A 12,657-nucleotide genomic window follows, 5' to 3' on the forward strand; every position below is an offset into this window, starting at 1 on the left:
CTCAGCCCCTGCGCCAGGTGCCCAGGCGCAGCGCGTCGAGCAGCCAGAACACCGGCGGCCACAGCACCATCCCGGCCAGCGGCGCCAGCCAGGACAGGGTCGGCACCAGCGGCAGGCCCAGGGCCATGTTGAGCGCGGCGTCGACGATGCGGTCGTTGAGCAGCAGCGCGCCGATGGCCAGCGCCTGCTGCCACGGCGGGAAGAATCGCAGCCGGGCGCGGAAGCGCTGGATGATGAAGGCCATGACCACCAGCCGCAGGGCCTGCTCGCCCAGGAGGCTGCCGAATGAGAGGTCCGCCAGCAGCCCGCAGGCGAACGCCAGCCCCAGCCCGGCGCGGTCGGGATGCTCGATCAGCCAGTAGGCGAGCACCAGCGCCAGCCAGTACGGACGCAGCGGCTGCAGCGCGTCCGGCAGCGGCAACAGGCCCAGCACGATCGCGACCAGCACGCTGGCCGGCAGCAGCCAACTCGGGACACGGCGGCTCATGGCACCTCCTCCGTGGGGGACGGGCCATCGGCCTCGGGCTTCCCTTCGGCGGCGGGCGCGGCGCCCGGCTCGTCCGTGGCGATGATGTCTTCCGGCGGGGGACTGGGGACCTGGCGCAGCAGCAGCACGTCGCGGCCGCGGTCCAGGCGAGCGGCCGGCGCCACCTCGCCGACCAGGAACGCCCGGCTGTCGTCGGGCTGCAGCCCCGTCACCGTGCCCACCGGGAAGCCGGCCGGGAAGCGCCCGCCCAGCCCCGAGGTCACCAGCTCGTCGCCGACCTGCAGGTCGGTCGAAAGGGGGATGCCCGGGATCCGCAGCAGGTCGCTGCGGCCCTCCCCGTACGCGACCAGCCGCACCTGGCTGCGGGTGACCAGCACCGGCACCGCGTGCGAGGGATCGGTCAGCAGCAGGGCGACCGAGTGCAGCGGGCGCACCTCGATCACCTGCCCCACCAGTCCGCCGGCATCGAGCACGCTCTGGCCGACGCGCACCCCCTGGTTGCTGCCGGCATCGAGCACCAGCCGCTGCCGCGCCGGGTCCAGGTCGATGTCCAGGATCGGCGCCAACTGCACGTCCAGTCCGCCGCTGCGCGCCGCGCCCAGCAGCGCCCGCAGCCGCGCGTTGTCGTAGGCCAGCGTCTGCAGGCGGGTGATGCGTGCGCTGCTGACCAGCAGCTCGTTGCGCAGGTTCTCGTTCTCGGCCGTCAGCTGCGCCAGGGTGCCGGCGTCGTCGTAGACCCGGCGCACCGCCCGCCCGGGCCACCCGGCCACCACCCACAGCGGCTGCACCGCCAGCGAGGCCTGGTCACGGACCGTGCCCAGCCAGCCGCCGCGGTGGTCGAGCACGATCAGCATCACCGCCAGCGCCAGGTAGCCCAGGAGCCTGAGGGTGGCGACGACTTCGCCTTGGCGGTTGGGGCTGTTGACGCCTGGGGGTGGCACGGTGCTCTGCGATCGGGTGGAAGCGGCTCCGGCGCCGGTTACTGGGAGGCCGGGTTACTCGGCGGCGAAGAACTCGTTGCCGTGCATGTCGACCAGCTCCAGCGCGCGCCCGCCGCCGCGGGCCACCGAGGTCAGCGGCTCGTCGGCCACCTGCACGTGCAGGCCGGTCTCCTCGCTGATCAGACGGTCGATGTCCTTGAGCATGGCGCCGCCACCGGTCAGCACGATGCCGCGCTCGGCCACGTCCGCGCCCAGCTCCGGCGGGGTCTGCTCCAGGGCCAGCTTGATCGCGGTGACGATGCCGGCCAGCGGCTCGCGCAGCGCGTCCAGCACCTCGTTGGCGGTGATGGTGATCATCTTCGGCACGCCCTCGGCGAGGTTGCGTCCGGTGACCTCCATGCTGCCGTTGTCCTCCTGCGGGAACGCGCAGCCGAGCTCGACCTTGATCCGCTCGGCGGTGGCCTCGCCGATCAGGGTGCCGTAGGTGCGGCGCACGTAGGCGATGATGGATTCGTCGAACCGGTCGCCGCCCACGCGCACCGAGGCCGCATAGACGATGCCGTTGAGCGCGATCACCGCCACCTCGGTGGTGCCGCCGCCGATGTCGACCACCATCGAGCCGCGCGCCTCGGTCACCGGCATGCCGGCACCGATCGCCGCGGCCATGGGCTCCTCGATCAGGTAGACCTCGCGCGCGCCGGCCTCCTCGGCCGACTCCTTGATGGCGCGGCGCTCGACCTGGGTCGAGCCGCAGGGCACGCACACCAGCACGCGCGGGCTGGGGCGGAGGAAACGGCTCTTGTGCACCTTGCGGATGAAGTGCTTGAGCATCTCCTCGGTGTAGGTGAAGTCCGCGATCACCCCGTCCTTCATGGGCCGGATGGTGGTGATGTGGCCCGGGGTGCGGCCCAGCATCTGCTTGGCCTCGGTACCCACCGCCGCCACCGAACGGTTGCCGCCGATCACCCGGTCCTGGCGCACCGCGACCACCGACGGCTCGTTGAGTACGATGCCCTGCCCGCGCACGTAGATCAGCGTGTTGGCCGTCCCCAGATCGATGGACAGGTCGTTGGAGAACATGCCGCGGAACTTCTTGAACATCGTCTGGGCCGTGTTGTAAGGGGGCGGGGGCGGCCGGCTAATCTAGCAACGCACCCCTGCAGCGGCAAGGAGAATCAACGCCCTGCGGCCGTTTGCGCCGTCCGGCGGCACCGCCCGCGGGGTGGCCCGGCACGCCCACCGCGGCTAGAATCCACCGGTTTGCGCAAGCGCGGCCCCGTGCGGCGCGGCACCCTCCCCCGCCTGTAGCCCCGCCGCCCCGCCCGCGGCCACCGGAGTGCGACCGAATGTCAGCCCTGATCTGCGGCTCGCTGGCCTACGACACCATCATGGTGTTCCAGGACCAGTTCAAGAACCACATCCTGCCGGACAAGGTCCACCTGCTGAACGTCTCCTTCCACGTTCCCCGCATGCGCCGGGAGTTCGGCGGCTGCGCCGGCAACATCGCCTACAACCTCAAGCTGCTGGGCGGCGACCCGATCCCGATGGCGACCGTCGGCGAGGACTTCGGTCCCTACCGCGCGCACTTCCAGCGCGAGGGCATCGAGCTGTCCCGGGTGCGCGAGATCCCGGGCCTGTTCACCCCGCAGGCCTTCATCACCACCGACCTGGACAACAACCAGATCACCGCCTTCCATCCCGGCGCGATGGAGCGCTCGCACGAGAACCACGTGCGCGACGTGCCCAACGTGGACATCGGCATCGTCAGCCCCGACGGCTACGAGGGCATGATCCAGAACGCCCGCGAGTTCGCCGAGGCCGGCATCCCCTTCATCTTCGATCCCGGCCAGGCAATGCCCCTGTTCAACGGCGCCGAGCTGCGCGCCTTCATCGAGCAGGCCGACTACGTCACCGTCAACGACTACGAGTCCAACCTGCTCGCCGAGCGCACCGGCTGGAGCGAGGCCGAGATCGCCGGCAAGGTGAAGGCCTACATCGCCACCCGCGGCCCCAAGGGCGCGATGATCCACGCCGACGGCGAAACCCACGACATCCCGCCGGCGCGCGAGCGCGCCATCACCGACCCCACCGGCTGCGGCGACGCGTTCCGCGCCGGCCTGATCTTCGGCATCCTGCGCGGCTTCGACTGGCCGACCATCGGCCGCATCGGCAACCTGATGGGCGCCCTGAAGGTCGAGCACCATGGGACGCAGAACCAGCGATTCACCTATGACGAGTTTGCGGCGGAGTTCCGGGAGCAGTTCGGGTACGACCTGTAGGGCGAGCCGGCTTTCCGGCTGGACCCTGGTGGCCCTGGTGCCGTGGGTGGCCCTTGCCGCCTGCGCGGGCCCTCTCCAGCGGACCGGGCCGGAACACCCCGCAATGGAAGAAGTAGCGCGGTTGATGCGCGGGTTCGCCGACGGATCCATCCCGGGCAGTCAGCTCGCGGCGGGCCTGGGAGTGGAAACCTCGGGGATCGACTTGTCGCGGGAGCACTGGAGCTTCACGGCCGGGGATCTCCCTACCGCCGACGGCTATCGCATCGAGTCCTTCGAGGTGAGGGTCCGCCAGGGAGGCTTTGACGACGCCCCCTTCGTCCTGCTCTACGTGCACGACACCCCATGCCTGCCTTTCCGGCAGTTCGCGCTCGCCGCGGGGGCGCACGAGCGGGTCGAGTTCCCTTCGAGCGCACACGACCCCGCCAGCGGGTGGGTGAGTGGTTACGCCCACGAATCCGAGAGTGGCGGCCGCTTCCTCGTGGCCAGCGGCCATGACGAATGGAAGTGTGTGACGCTGATGACCGCCGCCCGGAACTAATCCCGGGCGAGGATCACTCCTGCGGCATATGAAGCCTTGAGAGGACACATGCACTTGAAGCCCGTTCTTCTCGCCGTCGCGGTCATCACGAGCCTGCTTGCCGCTTGCCATGCGGGACTGGCCCAAGCCCCGTCTGACGCGACGCAGCAGCCCACGCTCGAAGCCCTTGCCGACGCCATGGATGCCATCGCGAAGGGCGAATCCACGGTGTCCCGCGCCCTTGAACCGCTGGTCCCTTTGCCGTCCCCCGGGGAAGCGCGCCCGCCGGCCGATGCCAGGACCGCCGGCTTCGTTGATCCTCGGGGACACGTTGTCCGGGAGATCGAGATCCGTACCCGGCTCGGGGGCGTCGATAGTTCCAGGCTGGTACTCGCGAGGGTAGAGCCCGAACCCTGCGCGGGCATCCAAGCTTTGTCGGCACGCGTGGGTGCGACTGAAACTTTCCGTATCCCGCCTTCTCCGCATGCCCCCACGGGAACACCCGGCACGCTTGGCTACACCGCCGAATATCCCGATGGGGGCAAGCTCATGGTTGCGGCCGATACCGATGCACCAGACTGCATCACCTTGATCACGGCCCGGCAACCCCTTGCCCGGGCACGACGCTACGAGGACACGCCTGCCGGGTGATTGCTGCAATACGGCGTTCCGCCCATTGCGCCCTACAACGCCGCAAGATTATTCCTGCGGCCACTTCGGCAGGTTCGAGGGATCCAGCCCCCGCGTCTCGAACACCGCGGTGCGGGTACCGCCCGCCTTCACCGGGAACTCGATGCTGAGCACGTCGGCGGCGATGGCGTGCCGCCACAGGGCTTTCTCGTCCTCGATGAACATCGCGATCGCCTCGTCGGTGTCCGGGCGGCTGCCGTCCATGGTGACCGGCTCCGCGTCGTCGAGGGTCACCCTGAGGTCGCAGCCGGAGTAGCAGTCGAAGTCGCCGGTCTCCAGCGTCAGGTAGGCGCTGGTGCCCCACTCCGGATGGTCCCGGAAGATCAACCGGACAGGACGGGCGCTGCCGTCGTCGGTCTTGACGTTGTCCTTCGCATAGATCGCCGCGGAGATCTGCGCCCCGCCACTGGCCTGCGGCTCGCGCTGGTAGGCCCACAGGGCGGCGGTACGCTCGTCCTCGCGGATGTCGTTCGCCCGCTGGGCGGCATCGGCGTGGCGCTCCTTGATCGCGGCCGCGGCCTCGCTCTCCGGGTACTGCGACAGCAGCACGTCGCCGTGCGCCTTCGCCAGCTGCCAGTTCTCCGCGTCGTAGTTCTCCTCGAACTGGCGGGCCATGTCGGCGGCCGCCTCTTCGGCGGCCGCGGCCTGGCGGGCGCGCTCGGCCTCGGGATCGGCAGCCGGCTGGCAGGCGGCCAGGCCGAGGGTGATGGCGGTGCACAGGAGGGCGGTGCGGAGGTTCATGGGCGCTTCCTACAGGCTGGACGGATGCATTGTAAGAGCGGGTTCCCCGCCAGCGGCCATGGATCCCCGCGTGCGCGGGGATGACAGGCACGCGCAGGGATGACGGGCGCGCGCGGGGATGGCGGAAACGCAGCGGCCGCCCGGAGGCGGCCGCTGGTGGTGCATGTGGCGTGGTTCGCCCGGGCGTTATTCCGCGACCGGCGCGGCCGTCTCGCCCTTGGCTTCGGCGATCACCCGCTCCACCGAGGCGGTGGTGATCGGGTGGTAGCCGGGGCGGGCCTTCTCCAGCACCCGCTCGGCGATGGCCAGGCCCTCGGGGGTTTTCACCAGCTCGGCGTAGGTCGGCATGATCAGCTTGCGGCGGCCGATCTCCTCGAGGAACTCCTCGATCTCGCCGTTGGCCTGGTCGTAGCCGCTACGGACGGCGAGCGGGTACCAGCGCATGGCGATCTCGCCGTTGGCGGTGCCGGTGAACTCGTACGCGCGGTCGAGTTCGGCCAGCTGGGCCTGCTCCAGGGTGGGCGGCATGCCGTCGAGGAAGTGCAGCCACTCCTGGGTGGACCAGGCGTCGGTGGCGTCCTTCGCCGGCAGGCCCTCGCCGTCGAGCCAGGCCTGGCGCAGCGCGTCGACCTGGTCGAACTGGGTCGAGGCCGACACCGGGGCGGAGTCCGGGATGCCCGGCTCGTACAGCCACTGCTCCAGCTCGGCCTCCGTGACCTTGCCGGGGTTCGCGCCCAGCAGGTGCTCGCTGGCGTAGTCGAAGAAGGTCTGCGTGGTGACGGACTGGAACGCGAAGTCGTCGAAGTACTTGCGCAGGAAGGCATCGAAGGCCTCGCGGCCGAAGCGCTGCTCCAGGAACATCAGGAACCAGGCGCCCTTGTCGTAGGCCACCGCGGTGTAGGTCGAGTTGGCGTCGACCTCGACCTCCGGGCGGATCGCCAGGGCCTGTGCCTGCGGATCCATGCTGTCGAGGCTGGCGCGCAGGTCGTTCTGGGCGATCGCGGCCTCCATCACGGCGAAGTCGCGGCCGTAGAGCTCCTCGACGATGCGGTTCTCGACGTAGCTGGTGATGCCCTCGTTGAGCCACTGGTCCTTCGGGGTGGCGAAGGTGACCAGGTTGCCCGACCAGCTGTGCGCCAGCTCGTGGGCGATCAGCGAGACCAGCGACTTGTCGCCGACGATCACGGTGGGGGTGATGAAGCTCAGGCGCGGGTTTTCCATGCCGCCGTACGGGAACGAGGGCGGCAGGATCAGCAGGTCGTAGCGGCCCCACTGGTACGGGCCGTACAGCTCCTCGGTGACCTGGATCATCTTCTCGGTGTCGGCGAACTCCTCCACCGCGGCCTCGACCATGCCCGGCTCGGCCCAGACGCCGGCACGCTCGCTGATCGGCTCGAACACCAGGTCGCCGGCCGCGATCGCCAGCAGGTAGGACGGGATCGGCTGCGGCATCTCGAAGCGGTAGTCGCCGTCGCGCTCCGCCTCCGGATCGTTGTCCGCGCTCATCAGCACCATCACGTCATCCGGGCTGGTGACGTGCGCGGTGTAGGTGAAGCGCACCTGCGGGGTGTCCTGCAGCGGCACCCAGGAGCGGGCGTGGATCTGCTGGGACTGGCTGAACATGAAGGGCTGCTCGCCGCCGTCGGTCATCGCAGGGGTCAGCCACTGCAGGCCCGAAGCCTCCGGCGACGTCGTGTAGTTCACGCGGATGCGCGGGTTTCGGTCCGGGGCCTGGATGGTGAGCTTGCTGCCCAGGCGCGGGTCGGCTTCGGCCAGCGAGTACTCCAGGTCCTGCCACTTGCCGTCGCCGCGCTCGCCGACCACCTTGTCGATGGTGAGGTCGCGGGTGTCGAGCACCAGCTCGCGGGCACTGTCGTCGCGCCAGTCCAGTGTGTAGGTCGCGCTGCCGGACAGGGTCTTCGCGTCGAAATCCATGTCCAGCTCCAGCGCCAGGTCGTCGATGCGGACCTTGGCCGGCTCTGCGTAGGAGAACGGGTCGTGCTCGACCACGGCGGCCACCGGGTCGGTACGGCCCTCGGGCGCGGACGCGGCGCCGGCGGGGACGGCCTCGCGCGAGCAGCCGGTCACCGCGAACGCGGCGGCCAGGCAAAGGGTCATCATCGGAAGTCGCATGGCGGATCCGTGGTTTTGATCGGACCCGTGAGTGTAGCCGCGAGGTGAAGGGGGCGCGAAGTACCGGAGCTGGCCGTTCGGATCAGAACCGGTAGCCGGTATGCACCGCGCAGATGCCCGCCGAAAGGTTGCGGTAGCTGCAGCGCTCCAGCCCGGCCGCTTCCATCATCGCCTTCAGCTCATCCTGGGGCGGGTGCTTGCGGATGCTCTCGGCGAGGTAGCGGTAGCTGTCCTCGTCGCCTGCGAACAGGCGCCCCAGCCGCGGCAGCACCTGGAAGGAATGGAAGTCGTAGACCGGGCGGAACCACTCCGGCTTGACCTCGGAGAATTCCAGCACCCGAGCCTGCCCGCCGACCTTGAGCACGCGGCGGATCTCGCGCAGCGCGGCGTCCTTGTCGGTCACGTTGCGCAGGCCGAAGGCCATGGTCACCAGGTCGAAGCTGGCATCGGGGAACGGCAGGGCCTCGGCGTTGCACTGCACGTACTCGAAGCCGTCGACGTACCCCCGGTCGAGCATGCGGTCGCGGCCCACGCGCAGCATGTCGCCGTTGATGTCGCCCAGCACGATCGACCCGGTCGCGCCCACCCGCGGCCGCAGCAGCGCGGCGATGTCGCCGGTCCCGCCGGCCAGGTCCAGCACCCGGTCGCCGCGGCGCACCTGCGAGGTCGCCACGTAGTAGCGCTTCCACGCGCGGTGGATGCCCAGCGACATCAGGTCGTTCATCAGGTCGTAGTTGCCTGCGACCGAGGAGAACACCTGGCCGACCAGCTTCTGCTTGTCCCGCGCCGGGACGTCGCGGAAGCCGAAGTGGGTGGTGTCGTCGGGCTTGTTGCCGGGGGTCTGGTCCATGGGCGGATTATCGCACTGGTGGACCGCGCGGGGCGGCATGTCAGGATGGGAACCCCCTTTCCCGCAGGAGCCGCCCATGGACATGGACATCGACCAGTACCGCGCAATGCTTGACACCGCCCTCGAGGAGGCCCGCACCGGCCTGGCGGAGGGAGGCATCCCGATCGGGGCCGCGCTGTACCACGCCGACGGCAGCGTGCTCGGCTCCGGCCGCAACCGCCGCGTGCAGGAGGGCGACCCCTCCATCCACGGCGAGACCGACGCCTTCCGCAAGGCCGGCCGCCAGGCTTCCTACCGCGACACCATCATGGTCACCACGCTGGCGCCGTGCTGGTACTGCAGCGGCCTGGTGCGGCAGTTCGGCATCGGCACCGTGGTCGTGGGCGAGTCGGTGAACTTCGCCGGCGGCCTGGACTGGCTGCGCGAGGCAGGCGTGCGGGTGATCGACCTCGCCGACGAGCGCTGCATCGACATGATGCGGGACTGGATCGCGGCGAATCCGGCGTTGTGGAACGAGGACATCGGCGAGGAGTGCCACCCCGGCTGAACGCGGCCGACGTGGGGTACGCCCCAGTTGGCGCAGCGGTACCGCGTGCCGAGACTGGTCCACCCCCGACCGGAAGGACCTTCCCATGCTCGGCATCGGCAACGACCTCAACGCCTCCACGCTCTCCGGCCTGGCCTGGCAGCCCGAAGCGGCGCCGGTCCGCGACGGCCTGGCCACCGCGGCGGACCGCACGTCGGTCGCCGGCGGCGTGGCGCGCATGCTGGACGCCGCCAACCAGGCGGCCGCGGCCCCCGGGCGTGACGGCGGCGAGCGCACTCTGCTCGCGTCCGAGGACAGCGTCACCGCCGGCGGCGTGCGCGATGCCTACGACCTGCAGCTGTTCCGCGAGGCGGACGGCAGCCTGACCCTGGACATGGCGATGGCCATCGACTTCAACTTCGTCGATGGCGAGCGCGGGCTGGACTGGAACGCGCAGGACAAGCAGCAGTTCATCGAGGACTTCGAGCGCGTGGTGCTGGAGTCGTGGGACGGCCACACCATCACCACCGACCAGGGCCAGGAGGTCACGCTGTCGATCGACCTGGACATCCACGAGCTGGGCACGCCCGGCTCCGGGGACGGCAACTGGACCGTCGACATCATCCGCATCGAGGAAGGCGGCTTCAGCCAGAGCTACGTGATCCCGAGCCAGAACACCGGCGTGTTCGACAGCGAGGACGTGAAGCCGGTGCACAAGGGCGCGAGCGACCCGCAGGTCGGCGCCGCCCACGAGTTCGGCCACATGATCGGCCTGCCCGACGAGTACAACGGTCGCGCCGGTCCCGAGGCCATGAAGGACACCGACAGCCTGATGCATACTGGCATGGACGTGCGGGAGCGCCACATGGACCTGTTTGAATCGTGGGTGGAATCCGTCCACTGAAGCCGCGCGCATTGGCGCTCGCCGGGATGCTGGTGGCATGCTCCAGCGTCCTTCCAGCCTGCAACGCCATGCCCCTGAACGGTGAACAGACCAGGCCCGGCAGCGCCCACGCAAAGGCGTGGGCCGCGGTGGCGTCCGCAACGGACCCGGTGGCGCAGCGCGCGGCGCTGGACGCATTCCTCGCGCTTGAGCGGCCGCCGGGCGCCCGGCCCGTGCAGGTACACGTGTACCGCCGCGGCAGCGGCGAGCGGGCGCGGATCGACCAGGCGCTCTGGGACGAGCCCGCGGCCTTCGAAGTCGAGTTGCGGCTGAACGGGGACGAATACCGCTTCGTGCCGCTGTCGCGCGCCAGCCTGGAGCCGCTGTTCCGCGAGTAGCCCCGGCCGCTACAGGATGTAGCGGCTCAGGTCCGGGTCCTGCACCAGCTCGCCCAGGTGCTCGTCGACGTACGCCCGGTCGATGCTGACCGACTGCCCGCCGCGGTCCGGGGCCTCGTAGCTGAGCTTGTCGAGCAGGCGCTCCAGCACGGTGTGCAGCCGGCGCGCGCCGATGTTCTCCTGGCGCTCGTTGACGGTCGCGGCGATCTCGGCGATGCGCTCGATCGCGTCGTCGGTGAATTGCAGCGACACGCCCTCGGTCTTCAGCAGTTCCACGTACTGGGTGGTCAGCGCGGCGCGCGGCTCGGTGAGGATGCGGACGAAGTCGTCCTTGTCCAGCGAGTCGAGCTCGACGCGGATCGGGAACCGGCCCTGCAGCTCCGGGATCAGGTCGCTGGGCTTGGCCAGGTGGAAGGCACCGGAGGCGATGAACAGGATGTGGTCGGTCTTCACCGAGCCGTACTTGGTCGACACCGTCGAGCCTTCGACCAGCGGCAGCAGGTCACGCTGCACGCCCTCGCGGCTGACATCGCCGCCGCTCATGCCGGCCTCGCTGCGCTTGGCCACCTTGTCGATCTCGTCCAGGAACACGATGCCGTGCTGCTCGCAGGCCTCGATCGCCTGCTCGCGCACCTCTTCCTCGTTGACCAGCTTCGCCGCCTCCTCCTCGACCAGCAGCGGTCGTGCCGCCTTGATCTTCAGGGTCTTGGAGTGGGTCTTGCTGCCGGCCATCTGCGAGAACATCTGCCGCAGCTGCTGGCCCATCTCCTCCATTCCCGGTGGCGCCATGATGTCGACGCCGACGTTCACCGCGGTCTCGATCTCGATCTCGCGCTCGTCCAGCTCACCGGCGCGCAGCTGGCGGCGCAGCTTGGTGCGGGTGTCGGATTCCTGCGCCGACGGCTCGGCGCCGATGTCGACGGTGGTGGTTTCCTGCGCGGCCGAACCGAAGCCGAATCCCGTCGGCCGGCGCTCGCGGCGCGGCAGCAGGGCGTCGAGGATACGGTCCTCGGCGCGCTCCTCGGCGCGGGTGCGCACGCGCTGCTTGGCCTGCTCGCGGAACATCTTGACCGCGGTGTCGGCCAGGTCGCGGATGATCTGCTCCACGTCCTTGCCGACGTAGCCGACCTCGGTGAAGCGGGTCGCCTCGACCTTCACGAACGGCGCGTTGGCGAGCGTGGCCAGGCGCCGCGCGATCTCGGTCTTGCCCACGCCGGTGGGGCCGATCATCAGGATGTTCTTGGGCATGACCTCGTTGCGCAGGCCCTCGTCGAGCAGGCTGCGGCGCCAGCGGTTGCGCAGCGCGATCGCCACGGCGCGCTTGGCGTCCTGCTGGCCGACGATGTGCCCGTCCAGCGCCTGGACGATCTCGCGCGGGGTCATGGTGGCAGGGGGGGTGCTGTTTGCGGACATGGGGTTTTCCTGGCTTTTCTCCCTTCTCCCGCCTGCGGGAGAAGGTGCCCGAAGGGCGGATGAGGGCGCTTCTGTTGCAAGAGCACAAGCGGGCCCTCACCCCGGCCCTCTCCCGCAAGCGGGAGAGGGGGAATGGGGCGGGTCAGATTTCTTCGACCACGACGTTGCCGTTGGTGTAGATGCACACTTCGCCGGCGATGCGGATCGCCTCGGTGGCCACGGTCCTGGCATCCAGTTCAGTGTGGGTCATCAGCGCGCGGGCGGCGGACAGGGCGTACATGCCGCCGGAGCCAATGGCGATGATCCCGTCGTCGGGCTCGATCACGTCACCGGTGCCGCTGATGACCAGCGAGGTCTCGCGGTCGGCCACAGCCAGCAGGGCCTCGAGCTTCCCGAGGCGGCGCTCGGTCCGCCAGTCCTTGGCCATCTCCACCGCGGCGCGGGTCAGCTGGCCGTGCTTTTCCAGCTTGGCCTCGAACAGCTCGAACAGCGTGAAGGCATCGGCGGCGGCACCGGCAAAGCCCGCGATCACCTGGTTGTCGCGGCCCAGGCGGCGGATCTTGCGGGCGTTGGATTTCATGACCGTGTTGCCCAGCGTCACCTGCCCGTCGCCCGCCACGGCGACGCGGCCGTCGCGGCGCACCGAGACAATGGTGGTGGCGTGGAACACATTGGGGTTCTGGCTGGGATCCATGGGGGCCTTCGACAGCGGTAGTCCCACCCTGTGTGGGGGTGGCGCCCCCAAACGCAAGCCCCGGCGCTCCGGTTCCCTGTTCCCTGTTCCCTGTTCCCTGTTCCC

General features: G+C 69.8%; 13 protein-coding genes and 1 pseudogene. 6 read left to right on the plus strand and 8 right to left on the minus strand.

The genetic code is table 11. The features are described 5' to 3' along the window. Window position 1 precedes the first annotated feature (1 nt). From mreD to G545_RS0106985, 3 genes and pseudogenes are all read right to left on the minus strand, one after another. A complete protein-coding gene (gene mreD / locus G545_RS0106975) occupies window positions 2-487 on the minus strand; it encodes a rod shape-determining protein MreD (RefSeq protein ID WP_027069750.1) in 486 nt (161 codons plus the stop codon). A 113-nt stretch (window positions 488-600) separates the two neighbouring features. Beyond that, a pseudogene (gene mreC, locus G545_RS13970) lies at window positions 601-1,428 on the minus strand (rod shape-determining protein MreC); the annotation flags it as partial. Between the two features lie 54 nt (window positions 1,429-1,482). Continuing rightward, window positions 1,483-2,529 carry a rod shape-determining protein gene (locus G545_RS0106985; protein WP_027069751.1) on the minus strand — a complete coding sequence of 349 codons (1,047 nt, stop codon included), beginning with the start codon at window positions 2,527-2,529 and terminating at the stop codon, window positions 1,483-1,485. A gap of 245 nt (window positions 2,530-2,774) precedes the next feature. On the opposite strand from G545_RS0106985, the gene G545_RS0106990 reads away from it, so the two are divergent. The 3 genes from G545_RS0106990 to G545_RS0107000 all read left to right on the plus strand — a co-directional run bounded on the left by G545_RS0106990 (window position 2,775) and on the right by G545_RS0107000 (window position 4,875). After that, window positions 2,775-3,707, plus strand: coding sequence for a carbohydrate kinase family protein (locus G545_RS0106990; protein ID WP_027069752.1), 933 nt, complete (start codon window positions 2,775-2,777; stop codon window positions 3,705-3,707). 103 nt (window positions 3,708-3,810) lie between these two features. Beyond that, window positions 3,811-4,245, plus strand: coding sequence for a hypothetical protein (locus G545_RS0106995; RefSeq protein ID WP_154656532.1), 435 nt, complete (start codon window positions 3,811-3,813; stop codon window positions 4,243-4,245). A gap of 48 nt (window positions 4,246-4,293) precedes the next feature. Then, complete coding sequence (locus G545_RS0107000; protein ID WP_027069754.1) at window positions 4,294-4,875, plus strand: hypothetical protein; 582 nt, start codon at window positions 4,294-4,296, stop codon at window positions 4,873-4,875. Between the two features lie 48 nt (window positions 4,876-4,923). Here the strand turns inward: G545_RS0107000 and G545_RS0107005 are convergent, their stop codons facing one another. The 3 genes from G545_RS0107005 to ubiE all read right to left on the minus strand — a co-directional run bounded on the left by G545_RS0107005 (window position 4,924) and on the right by ubiE (window position 8,638). After that, complete coding sequence (locus tag G545_RS0107005; RefSeq protein ID WP_027069755.1) at window positions 4,924-5,655, minus strand: hypothetical protein; 732 nt, start codon at window positions 5,653-5,655, stop codon at window positions 4,924-4,926. Window positions 5,656-5,841: 186 nt separating this feature from the next. Beyond that, window positions 5,842-7,788: a M1 family metallopeptidase gene (locus G545_RS0107010; RefSeq protein ID WP_027069756.1), complete on the minus strand. Its 1,947-nt coding sequence runs from the start codon at window positions 7,786-7,788 to the stop codon at window positions 5,842-5,844. 82 nt (window positions 7,789-7,870) lie between these two features. Then, window positions 7,871-8,638: a bifunctional demethylmenaquinone methyltransferase/2-methoxy-6-polyprenyl-1,4-benzoquinol methylase UbiE gene (ubiE, locus tag G545_RS0107015; RefSeq protein WP_027069757.1), complete on the minus strand. Its 768-nt coding sequence runs from the start codon at window positions 8,636-8,638 to the stop codon at window positions 7,871-7,873. Between the two features lie 82 nt (window positions 8,639-8,720). Between ubiE and G545_RS0107020 the strand changes: the two genes are divergently transcribed. From G545_RS0107020 to G545_RS13975, 3 genes are all read left to right on the plus strand, one after another. Further along, window positions 8,721-9,185, plus strand: a complete 465-nt coding sequence (locus tag G545_RS0107020) for a nucleoside deaminase (RefSeq protein ID WP_027069758.1) — start codon at window positions 8,721-8,723, stop codon at window positions 9,183-9,185. Between the two features lie 85 nt (window positions 9,186-9,270). Continuing rightward, a complete protein-coding gene (locus G545_RS0107025) occupies window positions 9,271-10,068 on the plus strand; it encodes a hypothetical protein (RefSeq protein ID WP_027069759.1) in 798 nt (265 codons plus the stop codon). A 68-nt stretch (window positions 10,069-10,136) separates the two neighbouring features. Beyond that, window positions 10,137-10,445 carry a hypothetical protein gene (locus tag G545_RS13975; protein WP_154656534.1) on the plus strand — a complete coding sequence of 103 codons (309 nt, stop codon included), beginning with the start codon at window positions 10,137-10,139 and terminating at the stop codon, window positions 10,443-10,445. Window positions 10,446-10,454: 9 nt separating this feature from the next. On the opposite strand, the gene hslU is transcribed toward G545_RS13975, so the two are convergent. Then, entirely contained in the window at window positions 10,455-11,828 is a 1,374-nt protein-coding gene (gene hslU, locus G545_RS0107035; protein WP_027069760.1) for an ATP-dependent protease ATPase subunit HslU, read from the minus strand. A gap of 172 nt (window positions 11,829-12,000) precedes the next feature. Next, window positions 12,001-12,552, minus strand: coding sequence for an ATP-dependent protease subunit HslV (gene hslV / locus G545_RS0107040; protein ID WP_027069761.1), 552 nt, complete (start codon window positions 12,550-12,552; stop codon window positions 12,001-12,003). Window positions 12,553-12,657 lie beyond the last annotated feature (105 nt).

The organism is Lysobacter defluvii IMMIB APB-9 = DSM 18482, assembly GCF_000423325.1.
Taxonomy (GTDB): domain Bacteria; phylum Pseudomonadota; class Gammaproteobacteria; order Xanthomonadales; family Xanthomonadaceae; genus Novilysobacter; species Novilysobacter defluvii.

Coding starts and splice junctions, on each gene's coding strand:
- G545_RS0106995 (WP_154656532.1), top strand. CDS start 3,811: ATGGAAGAAGTAGCGCGGTTGATGCGCGGGTTCGCCGACGGATCCATC.
- G545_RS0106985 (WP_027069751.1), bottom strand. CDS start 2,529: ATGTTCAAGAAGTTCCGCGGCATGTTCTCCAACGACCTGTCCATCGAT.
- ubiE (WP_027069757.1), bottom strand. CDS start 8,638: ATGGACCAGACCCCCGGCAACAAGCCCGACGACACCACCCACTTCGGC.
- G545_RS0107025 (WP_027069759.1), top strand. CDS start 9,271: ATGCTCGGCATCGGCAACGACCTCAACGCCTCCACGCTCTCCGGCCTG.
- G545_RS0107005 (WP_027069755.1), bottom strand. CDS start 5,655: ATGAACCTCCGCACCGCCCTCCTGTGCACCGCCATCACCCTCGGCCTG.
- hslV (WP_027069761.1), bottom strand. CDS start 12,552: ATGGATCCCAGCCAGAACCCCAATGTGTTCCACGCCACCACCATTGTC.
- G545_RS0107000 (WP_027069754.1), top strand. CDS start 4,294: ATGCACTTGAAGCCCGTTCTTCTCGCCGTCGCGGTCATCACGAGCCTG.
- mreD (WP_027069750.1), bottom strand. CDS start 487: ATGAGCCGCCGTGTCCCGAGTTGGCTGCTGCCGGCCAGCGTGCTGGTC.
- hslU (WP_027069760.1), bottom strand. CDS start 11,828: ATGACCCCGCGCGAGATCGTCCAGGCGCTGGACGGGCACATCGTCGGC.
- G545_RS13975 (WP_154656534.1), top strand. CDS start 10,137: ATGCCCCTGAACGGTGAACAGACCAGGCCCGGCAGCGCCCACGCAAAG.
- G545_RS0107020 (WP_027069758.1), top strand. CDS start 8,721: ATGGACATCGACCAGTACCGCGCAATGCTTGACACCGCCCTCGAGGAG.
- G545_RS0106990 (WP_027069752.1), top strand. CDS start 2,775: ATGTCAGCCCTGATCTGCGGCTCGCTGGCCTACGACACCATCATGGTG.
- G545_RS0107010 (WP_027069756.1), bottom strand. CDS start 7,788: ATGCGACTTCCGATGATGACCCTTTGCCTGGCCGCCGCGTTCGCGGTG.